The following is a 13,590-nucleotide window of genomic DNA, read 5'->3' on the forward strand; positions in this document are numbered from 1 at the left end:
TCGTGCGCTCACGAAGCTCAGATGGCGAAGTTGTCCAGCACCGCGCCCGAGCTGGCGCTCGATGCGTTGAATGCGAACTTGGCCTGCACACCCCGCGTGTAGCGGGGCGCGGGGGCCTTCCATGCCGCGCGGCGCTGGGCGAGCACGTCTTCGGGCACGTTCAGCTGCAGCTGCAATGCGTGCGCGTCGATGGTGATCGAGTCGCCCTCGTGCACCAGCGCGATGGTGCCGCCCACGGCCGCTTCCGGCGCCACGTGGCCGACCACCATGCCCCAGGTGCCGCCGGAGAAGCGGCCATCGGTGATCAGGCCCACGCTCTCGCCCAGGCCGGCGCCGATCAGGGCGCCCGTGGGGCCAGCATTTCCGGCATGCCGGGGCCGCCCTTGGGGCCCAGGTAGCGCAGCACCATCACGTCGCCGGCCTGGATCCTGCCGTCGAGGATGGCCGCCAGTGCCGATTGCTCATCGTCGAACACGCGTGCCGGGCCGGTGATGACCGGGTTCTTCAGGCCCGTGATCTTGGCCACCGCGCCTTCCGGGCTCAGGTTGCCCTTGAGGATGGCCAGGTGGCCCTGCGGATAGAGCGCATCCGAGAGGGGGCGGATGACCTGGGGGTTGGGCGGTACGTCAGGCACGCCGGCCAGGGTCTGCGCGATGGTCTGGCCCGAGATGGTGATGCAGTCGCCGTGCAGCAGGCCCGCATTCAGCAGGATCTTCATGACCTGCGGGATGCCGCCCGCCTGGTGCAGGTCCACCGCCAGGTATCTGCCGCTGGGCTTGAGATCGCACAGCACCGGCACCCGCTGCCGAATGCGCTCGAAGTCGTCGATGGACCAGGGCACGCCGGCCGCATGGGCGATCGCGAGAAAGTGCAGCACGGCATTGGTGGAGCCCCCGGTCGCCATGATCACCGAGACCGCGTTCTCGATGGACTTGCGCGTCACGATGTCGCGCGGCTTGAGGTCCATCTTGATGGCCTCGATCAGCACCCTGGCGGATTCCTTGGCCGAGTTCTCCTTTTCATCATGGGGATTGGCCATGGTGGAGGAGTAGGGCAGGCTCATGCCCAGCGCCTCGAACGCGCTGGACATGGTGTTGGCGGTGTACATGCCGCCGCACGAGCCCGTGCCGGGGATGGCGTGCTGCTCGATGTCCTTGAGCTCCTGGTCGCTGATCTTGCCTGCGGCGTTTTCGCCAACGGCCTCGAACACGCTGACGATGTTCAGGTCCCGGCCTTTCCACCTGCCGGGCAGGATGGTGCCGCCGTAGACATAGATGGCCGGCACATTGGCGCGCAGCATGCCCATCATGCCGCCCGGCATGTTCTTGTCGCAGCCGCCGACCACCAGCACGCCGTCCATCCACTGGCCGCCCACGCAGGTCTCTATGCAGTCGGCGATCACCTCGCGGCTGACCAGCGAGTACTTCATGCCTTCCGTGCCCATGGACATGCCGTCCGAGATGGTCGGCGTGCCGAACACCTGCGCATTGCCGCCGGCTTCCTCGATGCCTGCGATGGCCGCGTCCGCCAGCCTTTGCAGGCCGGAGTTGCACGGCGTGATCGTGCTGTGGCCGTTGGCCACGCCGACCATGGGCTTCTTGAAATCCTCTTCCTTGTAGCCCATGCCGTAGAACATGGAGCGGTTGGCTGCGCGCGCCTTGCCTTCGGTGATGTGGGAGCTTCGGCGATTGATCTGGTTCGGCGGGGTCATGGCATGTCTCTCGTTGTGGGGGTTGGATGAGTATGGGCCGACTGATCCATCTGATCCAATCCTATTCATCGGCATGATTGATATGCTGCGCATATGAATGAGCCCCCCATTGATCTGCGCGTCTGGCGGCAATTCCTGGCCGTGGCGGACGAGCTGCACTTCGGCCGCGCCGCGTCGCGCCTGCACATGACGCAGCCGCCGCTCACCCAGGCCATCGCCCAGCTGGAGCGCAGCCTGGACGTGGCGCTGTTCGAGCGCTCGAGCCGCCACGTCGCGCTGACGCCGGCCGGCGAGGCGCTTGTGCCGCAGGTGCGTGAACTGCTGGGGCGGGCGGCAGCGCTGCCCGGGATTGCGCGGGCTGCGGCAGCGGGGGAAGTGGGGCGCGTGCGGCTGGCCTTTGTCTCCACCATCGGCTTCACCCGGCTGCCCCTGTGGGTGCGGGACTTCGTGGCAGGCACGCCCGGTGTGGCGCTGGAGCTGGTCGAGGCCACCAGCGATGTGCAGATGGAAGCCTTCGAGCGCGGGCAGATCGATGCCGGGCTGATGCTGCATGCCCCGGGGCATGCGCCGGCCGGCCTGGAGCGCCTGGCTGTGGGGCGGGAAGCCATGGTGCTGGCCCTGCCTCAGCAGCATGCGCTTGCCGGCGCGGACCGGCTGATGCTCGACGAAGTGCTGGAGCAGCCGCTGGTGATCTTTCCGCGCCGCATCATGCCCTCGCTCCATGACGCGGTGACGGATCTGTACCGACGGCACGGACATGTGCCGCGCATCGCGCAGCAGGCGATACAGATGCAGACCATCGTGAACCTGGTCTGGGGCGGTATCGGCCTGGCCTGGGTGCCCGCCAGCGTGATGCAGTTTTGCAGGCCCGGCGTGGTCTACCGCGACGCGGTTTTCGCCAGCGCCCGACCAGGCAGCAAACCCGTTGCCCTGCCGGTCTGCGAGACCAGCCTGGCCTGGCCTGCCGGAGCCATGTCGCCCGCGCTGGCGCGGTTTGTCGGCTTCGTGCGCGAACAGCGCTGAGTGGCGTTCACCGACAGCCCCCCGAGGCAAAGCTCTCGAATATCCGCATGGTTCTGGTCTGAATTTTTGGAAATTCTGGCCAGAATGATAGAATTCGGGCCAGGCCGGACACCAGGCCTGTTTTTGTTTTCAGCCCCGCCATGCAATCTGTCGGTATCTACGAAGCCAAGACCCGTTTCTCCGCCTTGATCGAACTTGTCGAGCAGGGCGAGGAAGTGCGCATCACCCGCCACGGCAAGGAAGTGGTGCGCATGCTGCCGGTGCGCCGCCGCCCCGTGATCACCGACGAGCAGATCGCCCGCGAGCTGGAGCAGATGCAGGCGCTGCAGGCCACGGTGCGGCCAGCCCAGCCGGCCCAGTCGGCCCAGTCGGCACAGGCGCCGGACTCCACCACCCGACTGCGCCACGCAGGCCGGAGCCAGGCATGACCTCCTTCGTGCTCGATGCCTCTGTCACCGCCGCCTGGCTGCTGCCCGATGCCGCCAGCGTGCACACCCAGCGCCTGTACACCCGAATCCGACGCCATGAAGTGGACCCGCAGGCGCCCAACCTCTGGCAGTGGGAGTGCGGCAACCTGATCGCCTCGGGCGTGCACGGCGGCCGCATTCCGCACAGCTCGGTCGAAGGCCTGTGGGGCGTGCTCGAGGCCATCCGCCACCGCGTGGAACTGCACGAGTTGGCGCCCGCCCAGCACAAGGCCGTGCTCGACGTGGCGCTGGACACCCGCCTGCCGGTCTATGACGCGGCCTATCTGTGGCTGGCGCAGTCGCTGCGCCTGCCGCTGGCCACCTTTGACGCGGCCCAGGCCGCCGCCGCGCGCAAGCGCGGGCTGGCGCTGCTGGCCCCTGAAGATTTCTGACCCCCTCCCATCACCTTTGCCTGAGATGACCATGCAACACGACAAGATTCTCATTCTTGACTTCGGCTCCCAAGTCACCCAGCTGATCGCCCGCCGCGTGCGCGAAGCCCATGTCTACTGCGAAGTCCACCCCTGCGACGTCAGCAGCGACTGGGTGCGCGAATTCGCCGCCGACGGTCGCCTCAAGGGCGTGATCCTGTCGGGCAGCCACGCCAGCGTCTACGAAGTGGACGACCGCGCCCCCGACGCCGTGTTCGAGCTGGGCATTCCCGTGCTGGGCATCTGCTACGGCATGCAGACCATGGCCACCCAGCTGGGCGGCAAGGTCGAAGGCTCGCACACCCGCGAATTCGGCTACGCCGAAGTGCGCGCCCATGGCCACACCGAACTGCTCAAGGGCATCGAGGACTTCGCCACGGCCGACGGCCACGGCATGCTCAAGGTGTGGATGAGCCACGGCGACAAGGTCACCGAGCTGCCCCCGGGCTTCAAGGTCATGGCCTCCACGCCGTCCTGCCCCATCGCCGGCATGGCCGACGAGGCGCGCCGCTTCTACGCTGTCCAGTTCCACCCCGAAGTCACGCACACCGTGCAGGGCGCGGCCCTGCTCAACCGCTTCGTGCGCGAGATCTGTGCGGCGAATGCCGACTGGATCATGGGCGACTACATCGAAGAAGCCGTCGCCAAAATCCGTGAGCAGGTGGGTGACGAGGAAGTCATCCTCGGCCTGTCGGGCGGCGTGGACTCCTCCGTGGCTGCAGCCCTGATCCACCGCGCCATCGGCGACCAGCTGACCTGCGTCTTCGTGGACCACGGCCTGCTGCGCCTGAACGAAGGCGACATGGTCATGGAAATGTTCGAAGGCAAGCTGCACGCCAAGGTCATCCGCGTGGACGCCAGCGACCTGTTCCTGGGCAAGCTGGCCGGCGTCAGCGAGCCCGAGGCCAAGCGCAAGATCATCGGCGGCCTGTTCGTGGACGTGTTCAAGGCCGAGGCCGCCAAGCTCAAGGCGGGCGACGGTGGCCACAAGGGCGCCACCTTCCTGGCCCAGGGCACCATCTACCCCGACGTCATCGAGTCGGGCGGTGCCAAGAGCAAGAAGGCCGTCACCATCAAGAGCCACCACAACGTCGGCGGCCTGCCCGAGCAGCTCGGCCTGAAGCTGCTCGAGCCCCTGCGCGACCTGTTCAAGGACGAAGTGCGCGAACTCGGCGTGGCCCTGGGCCTGCCGCGTGAAATGGTCTACCGCCACCCCTTCCCGGGCCCGGGCCTGGGCGTTCGCATCCTGGGTGAAGTCAAGAAGGAATACGCCGACCTGCTGCGCCGCGCCGACGCCATCTTCATCGAGGAACTGCGCAACTGGACGGACGAAGCCACCGGCAAGAACTGGTACGACCTCACCAGCCAGGCCTTCACCGTCTTCCTGCCCGTCAAGAGCGTGGGCGTCATGGGCGACGGCCGCACCTACGACTACGTCGTGGCCCTGCGCGCCGTGCAGACCAGCGACTTCATGACCGCCGACTGGGCCGAGCTGCCCTACGGCCTGCTCAAGAAGGTGTCTGGCCGGATCATCAATGAAGTGCGCGGCATCAACCGCGTGACCTACGACGTGTCGACGAAGCCGCCGGCGACGATTGAGTGGGAGTGAAATCAGGTCCTTCGGGGACTATCGCTACTTATCGAAAATCCGCCGTAACGTATTGATTTGAAAGGTAATGCGTCGCGGAAGCTATCGGCAGCTATCGCTGGCCAGCGAAACGGATTGACGGTAGAGGTGACGGTAGAAACCGGAGGCCGGATTAAGACCTCCTTGTTGACTATCGAGACCAAATCGGTCTTTGACGGTAAATCACGCCTCTGGAAAGCTTGTTTCATGCGGCTTCCCAGGCATCAGCAGGTCTCCTGACCCCTGACGGTAAAAGCCGTCATGAACAGGAGGAAAAACCTCGATGCTTACCGACACCGCACTGCGCAATTTGAAGCGTAAGTCATTGACTTATAAGGCTTCTGACCGGGATGGGATGTACGGGACGGTATCGCCCACCGGTACCATCACCTTCCGCTTCGATTACCGTCTCAACGGGCGCCGCGAGACCCTGACCATTGGCCGCTACGGACCGGCGGGGATTTCGCTGGCGATGGCCCGTGAAAAGCTGCTGGACGCGAAGAAGGCCGTCGCCCAGGGCAAGTCTCCGGCGTACGAGAAACAGCGCGAGAAGCGCCGCCTGACCGCCGCCAAGAACTTTGGCGACATGACAGCCCAATGGCTGGCCGGCGCCCGGATGGCCGACAGCACGCGAGCGATGCGCAAGAGCATCGTTGATCGGGACATCCTGCCGGCGTTCCAGAACCGCCTGCTCAACGAAATCACCGCCGATGACTTGCGCGCCTTGTGCGGCAAGGTGAAGGGGTGGGGCGCCCCGGCCACCGCGGTGCATGTCCGCGACATCGTGAAGCAGGTCTATGCCTTCGCCATCCTGCATGGGGAGAAGGTGGACAACCCCGCGGCCGACGCGGCCTCAATTGCGACCTTAGTACCCAAGGACCGTGCCTTGTCGCCGTTGGAGATCCGTTTGATGTCGCGGCAGATGGAGTTGGTGGCCACGTATCCAACCATCCGTCTGGCGCTGCGCATGATCCTGCTGACGCTGGTGCGCAAGAGCGAGCTGATCGAGGCCACCTGGGACGAGGTTGATTTCGCGAACGCGACCTGGACCATTCCGAAGCAGCGGATGAAGGGGCGCAATCCGCATGTGGTCTGCCGCGCGAACTGGCGGTGTTCGAGCCGGGTGAGTATGGCCGTACCGTCATCGGCCGCGTGGCCGCGAAGGGGCTGGCTGACGAGCTGCACGACCGGGGCTATCTGGTCATCGACGGCGTGGACGGCAAGGCCCACTACGTCGCCCTGAACGCACGTGACGAGCTAGCCAACTACCCCACCGGCGCGCTGGTGGAGGTACGCGGTTCCGCCGAGGTGCGCGCCGCCGACAAGAGCATCGCCACACTGGCAAGCGATGGCCTGTACCGCACCGATCATCACCTTGCCATCGAGCAGGGCCGGGCCACGCTCGGACGCGACCCGCAGGAGGTTGTCGCCGCCCACGTCCGGCGGCTGGAAGCGTTGCTCGGGATCTTCTCTGCGAACATCGCAAGCACACGTGCCTGATCGGCAACCGTCAGCGCATCGCCCTTCCGGATGGCGTCTTCGATTCTGGCAACGCCACGTTTGCTTTCCTTGAAGCCCTCAATGCGTTCATCCACAGGGTCGGCTGCACTCACGACAGGCATCAAACCAATCATCAGGCCAGCAGTCAAAAACGAGCGGAAGGTCAGGTTGCGTAATTTCATCGTTTGATCTTTTCAATGCGGATATATCTTGCTACACACCCGCAGTTTCAATAGCCAGGAAACTTCTCGGCGCGCACGTCCGCTGGCTTCACGCCAGCATCCTTGAGCAGTCCTTCCATCGCAGACACCATTGCCGCCGGCCCTGCGACGTAATAGACGGGAGCGGTCATGTCGCCCACATGCCTGGAAAGCATTGCTGCGTTGATGTGGCCGCGCTCCATAGCGCCCTCCTGCGGAGTGGCACTGCCTTCGGTGAATACTGCGATGAGCTTGAACCGTGGGTTCTTGCCTTCGAGTTGTCGCAATTCGGCTAGGAATGCCGCGTCCTCGAGCCCTCGGTTGCTGTAGAACAGGAACAGGCGATGCGGCAATGCGCGGTTCGTGGCGTCCAGGACCATGCTGCGAAAGGGTGTGATGCCGATCCCGCCCGCAAGAAAGACCGCAGGGCGCGACGCATCCTCGTGCAGCACCAGGTCACCATAGGGGCCTTCAAGCTGGACGCCGGTGCCAGCGGGAGCATCGGCCAGGTATCGCTTGAAGCTGCTATCGGTCTGCCGGGTCGCAATCTCCAGCTCCGAATCTTGCGGGGCGCTGGCGATGGAGAATGTTCTGATCTTTCCCTTGGCGGCCGCCTGTTTCAGATCGGGGATGGCTACGTACACGGCTTGCCCCGCTGCGAACTCGAAGCCTTCGGGCTTGCTGACGCGAATCGCCAGCGTGCCTTTGGTGATTTCTTCCTTACCAGCGAGGCGGGCCGAGTAAGTGGCAGCAGGTCGCAGGAAACTCTTGCGCCGCCATTGCGTAAGGGCCATCCCATCGCGCATGCTCAGACCAAGCAGGGTGATATTCAATGCGCCAGCGGCCAGTTCGAGTGCCTGAACCACATAGAACGCCGTATCGAACTCTCCCGCCTTTGCCTTGGATGCGAGGAAGAATGCCGCCGGTATCAGCACCAGCAGACCATTCGCACCGATGAAGGGCATGCGCTTGAGCTTGACGCCGACCAACCCCTGCCGTTGCCCTTTCGACAGGAAGAAGCCAGAGCCGCCAGTCGCGGCCAAGGCCGGCACCAGCAGGAGAAAGCCCCAGGGGATCGCCGTCTTGACTGCGATCACCGTGGCCTGGGAAGCAAACAGTTCGGAAATGGCTGTCGAGAGCCAGAACGTCGCTATCGTGAGGATGGCGACCAGGCCGGCAAGCGGGTGAATGATTCTGGGCATAGTGCTTTTCCTCAGCGATTGACGGCCACAACGCCCAGCACCGATGCGGCCAGCGCGAGAGCAATGCGGATGTTGTGCAGCAGCAGCCAAGCATCGAGCTTGGCGGGCACTTGGTCGAGCGCAATGGCCTTGCCAGCGAAAGCCGTGTTGCTCGGGACGAAATAGCCCATCGTGAAGGCGAGCACGGCGACAATGCAGGCAGCAGATGCAAGCCACAGCCCACGCGGGGCAGGTTGCTTCCAGTCGTACCAAAGAGCGCCTGCCAGACCAATCAAGGTCGGTATGACGACCAACGGGATTGCACGCATGACCAGTTCGGCATGCTGCGCAAACCATTCGAGGAACTCAGCGGGTGGCAAACTTTTCCAGTAGTCGCCGAGGATCACGCCGATGGCAAGCATGACGCCTGCGAACATGGCCGATCCCGTAACCGCCAGGATTCTGAATAAGAGTTGCATGGTCTTCTCCTGTAGTGAACTCGCGTCAGGGAGTGCAAATGCCTGCGATTCCGACCTTCTGGAACAGATGCGGTGACGCGGCAGCGGACGATGGATAGGCCGAGAGCTTGGAGATGAACTCGGGGTGCGTGAACGCGGCTCGGAACGCCTCGGTGGATTCCCAGACTGCATAGTTCAGGTATGTCGGGCTTTCGCCGATGGCGCGATGAAGCTGGGTGGAAATGAAGCCCGGCTGACGCTTCATGAACGCTGCATCGTCTTTCCACACCTGCAAGAACACGGCCTCATCGGCCGCATCGAGGGTGAACACGTTCACCAGAACGACTGGACTGGCGTCGATCTCCAGCTGACGCTGGATGGGAAACTTTTCGTCTAACGGCTATTTGTGAGGCATGACTAACTCCTGTCGTTGATAGGCGATGAAGAATCAATCTTCCGTTCCGGAGCCATGTACCTGTGACATGGCGGACAGAACGCGAACTGCGGCATCGAGATCAGTAGCGCTGAACCCCGCCGCCATCTTCTGCACGTGCTTCTGCCATCGTCCAAGCAGCGATTGGTAGGTCGTCTGCCCTTTTTCAGTCAGGGCGTACAAGGGCGAACGCTTGTGCATCGGGTTAGGCAGTGGCTCAACCAAGCCTTCATCGACGAGCAGATTGATTTGCTTTAAGACACCCTGACGAGTGACGCCCATCGTCGCGGCGATCTGCGGAATATTCGGAGCTTGCGGGGCAAGAGAGATGGCACCCAACACCTGCCAGCGCGCACTGGTCAGCCCGTGCGGCTGCGAAAAATGATTGCCCCACTCGATGAGCTGTCCGTTCAACTTGAAAACGGATAACGCGATGCTGGTCAACTTATCTGCCTTGGTCGGATTCATGGATTCCCCAAATTTGACAACCAGTTTACTTTATGGGAAACTGGTTGTCAATTTGCGACTCGGTTCGTACTTTGACGCATGAAGAGGTACTGATGTAGATCAACCAGGAGACGACAGAGACATGGAGCTTCGACACCTGCGCTGCTTCAGAGCGGTTGCCAAAGAACTTCACTTCGGCCATGCCGCAGAAAAGCTGCACATGGAGCAGTCACCTTTGTCGTGGGCGATCAAGGAACTGGAAGAAAAGTTGGATGTTTAGCTATTCGTCCGTACCAGCCGCAGCACCCGGCTAACCCGGGCGGGCAAGCTGTTTCAAGTTCACGTAGAGCGAGTTTTCGCGGCTTTGGAGCAAGCTCGCGACAGCGTGAAGGCCGCGACCAATGGGTTTCATGGTCAATTGCGCATCGCCCTGTCCGATGGCATCACGCCGTCACGCCTTCCTGCCTTGCTGGCGATGTGCAGACAAGAGGAGCCTGAGGTTGAAATTCGTCTGTTCCAGGTGCCACTGGCGCAGCAGATCAAGGGTTTGCAGGACGATCTTTACGATGTTGGCTTTGCGCAGTCAGATGAAGTGGGCGAAGGCATCGCCGCCGAAGCGGTGTGGAGTGATCCGTTGATGGTGGCCGTACCGGCGCGGCATCACCTTCTCTGGTTCAAGCGAATCTCACTGAACGAACTGCTGCAATTCCCCCTGGTGCTATGCGATCCGCAGGCGTGCGAGGGCCACGCACGGCAGGTTGAACGGGTGCTGCGAAGCTGTGACCGAGAACCCTTGATCGCCGAGCGCGTCGCAACGTTCGAGTTGATGATGGTGGTGGAGTGAAATCGGGTCCTTCGGGGACTATCGCTACTTATCGAAAATCCGCCGTAACGTATTGATTTAAAAGGTAATGTGTCGCGGAAGCTATCGGCAGCTACCGCCGGGCAGCGAAACGGATTGACGGTAGAAACCGGAGGCCGGACTAAGACCTCCTTGTTGACTATCGAGACCAAATCGGTCTTTGACGGTAGATCACGCCTCTGGAAAGCCTGTTTCATGCGGCTTTCCAGGCATCAGCAGGTCTCCTGGCCCCTGACGGTAAAAGCCGTCATGAACAGGAGGAAAGACCTCGATGCATACCGACACCGCGCTGCGCAATTCGGCCGCCTGCAGCACTTGCAGCGCCTGGGCTTGGCCTACGAGATGGGGCCTGGCACCTGGGCCATCCATTCCGACGACGAGAAGACCTTGCGGGCCTTGGGCGAGCGCGGCGACACCATCCGCACGATGCCGCGGGCGATGCGCGGCGATGCACGGCGAGTCGCGCGAGCCGGCGGTGTTCGAGCCCGGTGATGATGGCCGCACGATCATGGGCCGCGTGGCCGAAGGGCTATGGAAGGTACCCGGCGACCTGCCCGAGCAGGGGCGCCGCTACGACGCGCAGCGCCTGAGCGGCGTGGCTGTTGAACTGAAATCGCATCTACCCATCGAGCGGCAGGCCCCCGCGATCGGCGCGATCTGGCTGGACCAGCAGTTGATCGGTGGGGGCAGGGGATTGGGCGACCTCGGCTTTGGCAGCGAGGTCAAGGAAGCCCTGCACAAACGCGCTGGCTTCCTGGTAGAGCAAGGGCTGGTAGATCACTTGGAAAAGGCATAGGTCCGTCTTGAAAGGCAGAGATGAATAGGTCACTTCATCAGCAGGACTAGTTGGCAAGGCGAATTCAGCTTGCCGGTCTGCATCAACCTTGTGGACTGAATACGTCCGGCACCCCGGAGCCGATCTGTCGTTGCAAAGACATGACGCTTCAGTCACCACTGCTAACCTGCGATGGAACTGGGCTGGGTATCCACAAACTTTGAGTGGATGAGCTTTTCACACAAGGAGGCAGGATGATCGATCTATACAGCTGGGCGGCACCGAACGGGCACAAAGTGCAGATCCTCGTCGAGGAACTGGAGATTCCCTATCGGGTCATTCCGATCAACATCACTGCAGGTGACCAGCACACAGACGCCTATCGCGCGATCAATCCGAACGGGAAAATCCCGGCGATCGTGGACCATGCGCCGGCCGACGGCGGCGGGCCGTTCACGGTCTTCGAGACCGGAGCCATCATGGTCTACCTGGCGGAGAAGGAGAAACGCTTTCTCCCCACCGAGCCGCGCCAGCGCAGCGAAGTACTTCAGTGGCTGTTCTGGCAGGTCGGCGGGATCGGCCCGATGATGGGCCAGGCCCAACACTTCTTTCGCTATGCGTCCGAAAAGGTGCCTTATGCCATCACACGCTACCAGACGGAAACAAGACGTCTCTTGAAAATTCTGGATGACCGTCTTGGTGGTCGCGAGTTCATCTGCGGTGAGTACTCGATTGCCGACATGGCCAGCTTCGCCTGGATCCGGATTCACAAGATGACCGGTGTCCCGCTGGACGAGTTCCCTCGTGTGCAGGATTGGTATGGCCGGGTGCGCAGCCGTCCTGGCGTCGGCCGCGGCCTGGATCTCCTGAGAAACGAATGGGTGGACGTGACGAAGTCCGACGAAGCAAAGCTCAATCTTTTCCAGAAGAACCGCTGACCATGTCGATCGGCATTGATCGGGTGGAAGCGTTCTTCGATCTGCGAAGCCCCTATTCTTACCTCGCGCTCGGCCCGGCCCGCGCACTCTCTCAGCGCAGTGGCGTCACCTTCGATTGGTGGCCTTACGTGACGGATTTCCAGTCCGCGTACGGCGGGGAAGTCGAGCAGCGATCGAGCCGTGATGTCGCGAAGCTGAAGTACCTGTACATGGATTGCCGGAGGCTCGCAAAGCTGCAGGGGTTGACGGTGCGGTCCACGACGAAGCTCTGGAATCCGACGCTCGCGAGCCAGGCCATCCTTTTTGCCAAGGCCAGGAATCGGCTTTGGGAATTCTGTGACCCGCTGCTCGCAGCGTTCTGGCGGCGCGAGTTCGACCTGGAGTCGCCCGCGGAGGTGGCGGCGGCTCTGGTCAACGCGGGGCTGTCATCTTCGGAGTGGAACGGGTTCCTGCAAAAAGAAGCTGAGGCAGCGCTGGCAGGGACGCTCGAACATGCCGAGAGGCTAGGCGTGTTTGGCGCTCCGACTTTCATCTACAGGGGTGAGATGTTCTGGGGCGGAGACCGCATGGATCTGCTTGAGTCTGCGATCCTGAGGGCGTGATGGCCTGGTCCATCAAGCGTGGTGACACAGTGCACGAGATGCTCGGACATCCCTTCTGGCATCCAGCCATTGAAGAAGGCTTGCGTACGTGCCTGCGAAATCTCGCACGTGCCATGCCCGATCGGAAACAGGTGGGAGCCTTTCTCGGCTGAGTGGGGCAGGGCTCGGTCTCGGTCTGCAGCCGTACGTTGTCGACGAGTGGATGCGCTGTCAAATCCCGATGTAGTTGCGCAGGCGTTGTGTGTGGACGATCAAATAGCCTTTGGTGCCTTCGGTACGGACAATTCCACCCTGCTTGAACGAGGCAAGAGCCATATTCACCCGCTGGCGCGAGAGTCCGCAAATCAATGCCAGCTTGTGTTGATTGATCGACAGCCTGAGCGCGTCTTCGCGTCCGTTCTTGGCGAGCATCAGGAGTGCCTTCGCAACCCGCATCTCGGGCCCCAGTAGGCGCGATGCCACGAGCATCCCTACGAACTCGCCCATGCGGGCGTTCATGACATCGCAAAGAAAGTTGCTGAACTCATGAGACGAACTGCGCAGAACGTTGAACGTGTTCGCAGGAACAAGGCAGAGTTGTGCGGAGGTCAACGAGCGCAGGTCGTACTGCATCAACTCCTTTTTCAACAAGGACCCGTCGCCGCACCATTCTCCTTCCCGGAGGTAGTACAGCGTCGTCTCGTCTCCTTCGGGCCCGGCGATGTACATCTGCAGGTGGCCGCGCATCACGCCGTACCAGTATGCGCTGGGCTGGCCGGACCGCGCGATGAATTCATCGGCCTCGACCTTTTTCTCGATGGAGGTCTGCAATGTCATGGCCCGCAGCTCCTCGGGCAGCATGCAAAACCATGGCCACTGGCTGAGGAATTCGGTCAGAGCGGATGACGGCGCCGGCTGGTATGCGGATGTCTGGACGGTTCTCTGTTCCATCGTGT

Annotated in this window: 11 protein-coding genes and 5 pseudogenes; 10 read left to right on the top strand and 6 right to left on the bottom strand. The window is 62.5% G+C overall.

All coding sequences use genetic code 11. The features are described from left to right. Nucleotides 1-17 precede the first annotated feature (17 nt). A pseudogene (gene ilvD / locus CLV01_RS14025) lies at nucleotides 18-1,711 on the bottom strand (dihydroxy-acid dehydratase). A 93-nt stretch (nucleotides 1,712-1,804) separates the two neighbouring features. Between ilvD and CLV01_RS14030 the strand changes: the two are divergent. The 6 genes and pseudogenes from CLV01_RS14030 to CLV01_RS14055 form a co-directional block, all read left to right on the top strand. After that, on the top strand, nucleotides 1,805-2,734 hold the full coding sequence (locus tag CLV01_RS14030; protein ID WP_099734051.1) for a LysR family transcriptional regulator: 930 nt from the start codon (nucleotides 1,805-1,807) through the stop codon (nucleotides 2,732-2,734). Nucleotides 2,735-2,874: 140 nt separating this feature from the next. Beyond that, entirely contained in the window at nucleotides 2,875-3,162 is a 288-nt protein-coding gene (locus tag CLV01_RS14035; RefSeq protein ID WP_099734050.1) for a type II toxin-antitoxin system Phd/YefM family antitoxin, read from the top strand. Further along, on the top strand, nucleotides 3,159-3,593 hold the full coding sequence (locus CLV01_RS14040) for a type II toxin-antitoxin system VapC family toxin (protein WP_012204856.1): 435 nt from the start codon (nucleotides 3,159-3,161) through the stop codon (nucleotides 3,591-3,593). The genes CLV01_RS14035 and CLV01_RS14040 overlap by 4 nt, the downstream gene beginning before the upstream one ends. Before the next feature lie 31 nt (nucleotides 3,594-3,624). Beyond that, nucleotides 3,625-5,241, top strand: coding sequence for a glutamine-hydrolyzing GMP synthase (gene guaA, locus CLV01_RS14045; RefSeq protein ID WP_013803019.1), 1,617 nt, complete (start codon nucleotides 3,625-3,627; stop codon nucleotides 5,239-5,241). Nucleotides 5,242-5,542: 301 nt separating this feature from the next. Further along, nucleotides 5,543-6,352 (top strand): annotated as a pseudogene (locus CLV01_RS14050) (tyrosine-type recombinase/integrase); the annotation flags it as partial. Further along, nucleotides 6,349-6,717, top strand: a pseudogene (locus tag CLV01_RS14055) (DUF3363 domain-containing protein); the annotation flags it as partial. The pseudogenes CLV01_RS14050 and CLV01_RS14055, both read left to right, overlap by 4 nt. Nucleotides 6,718-6,988: 271 nt before the next feature. Here CLV01_RS14055 and CLV01_RS14060 read toward each other — a convergent pair. From CLV01_RS14060 to CLV01_RS14075, 4 genes are all read right to left on the bottom strand, one after another. Beyond that, nucleotides 6,989-8,161 carry an FAD-dependent oxidoreductase gene (locus tag CLV01_RS14060; protein WP_099734049.1) on the bottom strand — a complete coding sequence of 391 codons (1,173 nt, stop codon included), beginning with the start codon at nucleotides 8,159-8,161 and terminating at the stop codon, nucleotides 6,989-6,991. A gap of 11 nt (nucleotides 8,162-8,172) precedes the next feature. After that, nucleotides 8,173-8,619: a DUF1772 domain-containing protein gene (locus CLV01_RS14065; RefSeq protein WP_099734048.1), complete on the bottom strand. Its 447-nt coding sequence runs from the start codon at nucleotides 8,617-8,619 to the stop codon at nucleotides 8,173-8,175. Nucleotides 8,620-8,644: 25 nt separating this feature from the next. Then, entirely contained in the window at nucleotides 8,645-8,977 is a 333-nt protein-coding gene (locus CLV01_RS14070) for an antibiotic biosynthesis monooxygenase family protein (RefSeq protein ID WP_180288476.1), read from the bottom strand. Nucleotides 8,978-9,046: 69 nt separating this feature from the next. Further along, nucleotides 9,047-9,499: a MarR family winged helix-turn-helix transcriptional regulator gene (locus tag CLV01_RS14075; protein ID WP_099734047.1), complete on the bottom strand. Its 453-nt coding sequence runs from the start codon at nucleotides 9,497-9,499 to the stop codon at nucleotides 9,047-9,049. Nucleotides 9,500-9,620: 121 nt separating this feature from the next. Here CLV01_RS14075 and CLV01_RS14080 point away from each other — a divergent pair. The 4 genes and pseudogenes from CLV01_RS14080 to CLV01_RS14095 all read left to right on the top strand — a co-directional run. Beyond that, nucleotides 9,621-10,316 (top strand): annotated as a pseudogene (locus CLV01_RS14080) (LysR family transcriptional regulator); the annotation flags it as partial. Nucleotides 10,317-10,619: 303 nt separating this feature from the next. Then, nucleotides 10,620-11,118 (top strand): annotated as a pseudogene (locus CLV01_RS14085) (DUF3363 domain-containing protein); the annotation flags it as partial. Nucleotides 11,119-11,369: 251 nt separating this feature from the next. Next, the gene (locus tag CLV01_RS14090; RefSeq protein ID WP_099734046.1) at nucleotides 11,370-12,053 is read left to right on the top strand and encodes a glutathione S-transferase family protein; all 684 of its coding nucleotides are present in this window, start codon (nucleotides 11,370-11,372) and stop codon (nucleotides 12,051-12,053) included. Nucleotides 12,054-12,055: 2 nt separating this feature from the next. Next, complete coding sequence (locus CLV01_RS14095) at nucleotides 12,056-12,655, top strand: 2-hydroxychromene-2-carboxylate isomerase (RefSeq protein WP_099734045.1); 600 nt, start codon at nucleotides 12,056-12,058, stop codon at nucleotides 12,653-12,655. A gap of 210 nt (nucleotides 12,656-12,865) precedes the next feature. Here CLV01_RS14095 and CLV01_RS14100 read toward each other — a convergent pair whose 3' ends face one another. Beyond that, the gene (locus tag CLV01_RS14100; RefSeq protein WP_099734044.1) at nucleotides 12,866-13,585 is read right to left on the bottom strand and encodes a Crp/Fnr family transcriptional regulator; all 720 of its coding nucleotides are present in this window, start codon (nucleotides 13,583-13,585) and stop codon (nucleotides 12,866-12,868) included. Nucleotides 13,586-13,590: the final 5 nt, after the last annotated feature.

The sequence above is a fragment of the Delftia sp. 60 genome (assembly GCF_002754395.1).
GTDB lineage: Bacteria > Pseudomonadota > Gammaproteobacteria > Burkholderiales > Burkholderiaceae_C > Comamonas > Comamonas acidovorans.

Bases quoted from the DNA above. Each gene is read 5' to 3' on its own strand.
- guaA (WP_013803019.1), top strand. From the start codon at position 3,625: ATGCAACACGACAAGATTCTCATTCTTGACTTCGGCTCCCAAGTCACC.
- CLV01_RS14060 (WP_099734049.1), bottom strand. From the start codon at position 8,161: ATGCCCAGAATCATTCACCCGCTTGCCGGCCTGGTCGCCATCCTCACG.
- CLV01_RS14065 (WP_099734048.1), bottom strand. From the start codon at position 8,619: ATGCAACTCTTATTCAGAATCCTGGCGGTTACGGGATCGGCCATGTTC.
- CLV01_RS14035 (WP_099734050.1), top strand. From the start codon at position 2,875: ATGCAATCTGTCGGTATCTACGAAGCCAAGACCCGTTTCTCCGCCTTG.
- CLV01_RS14075 (WP_099734047.1), bottom strand. From the start codon at position 9,499: ATGAATCCGACCAAGGCAGATAAGTTGACCAGCATCGCGTTATCCGTT.
- CLV01_RS14030 (WP_099734051.1), top strand. From the start codon at position 1,805: ATGAATGAGCCCCCCATTGATCTGCGCGTCTGGCGGCAATTCCTGGCC.
- CLV01_RS14095 (WP_099734045.1), top strand. From the start codon at position 12,056: ATGTCGATCGGCATTGATCGGGTGGAAGCGTTCTTCGATCTGCGAAGC.
- CLV01_RS14090 (WP_099734046.1), top strand. From the start codon at position 11,370: ATGATCGATCTATACAGCTGGGCGGCACCGAACGGGCACAAAGTGCAG.
- CLV01_RS14100 (WP_099734044.1), bottom strand. From the start codon at position 13,585: ATGGAACAGAGAACCGTCCAGACATCCGCATACCAGCCGGCGCCGTCA.
- CLV01_RS14040 (WP_012204856.1), top strand. From the start codon at position 3,159: ATGACCTCCTTCGTGCTCGATGCCTCTGTCACCGCCGCCTGGCTGCTG.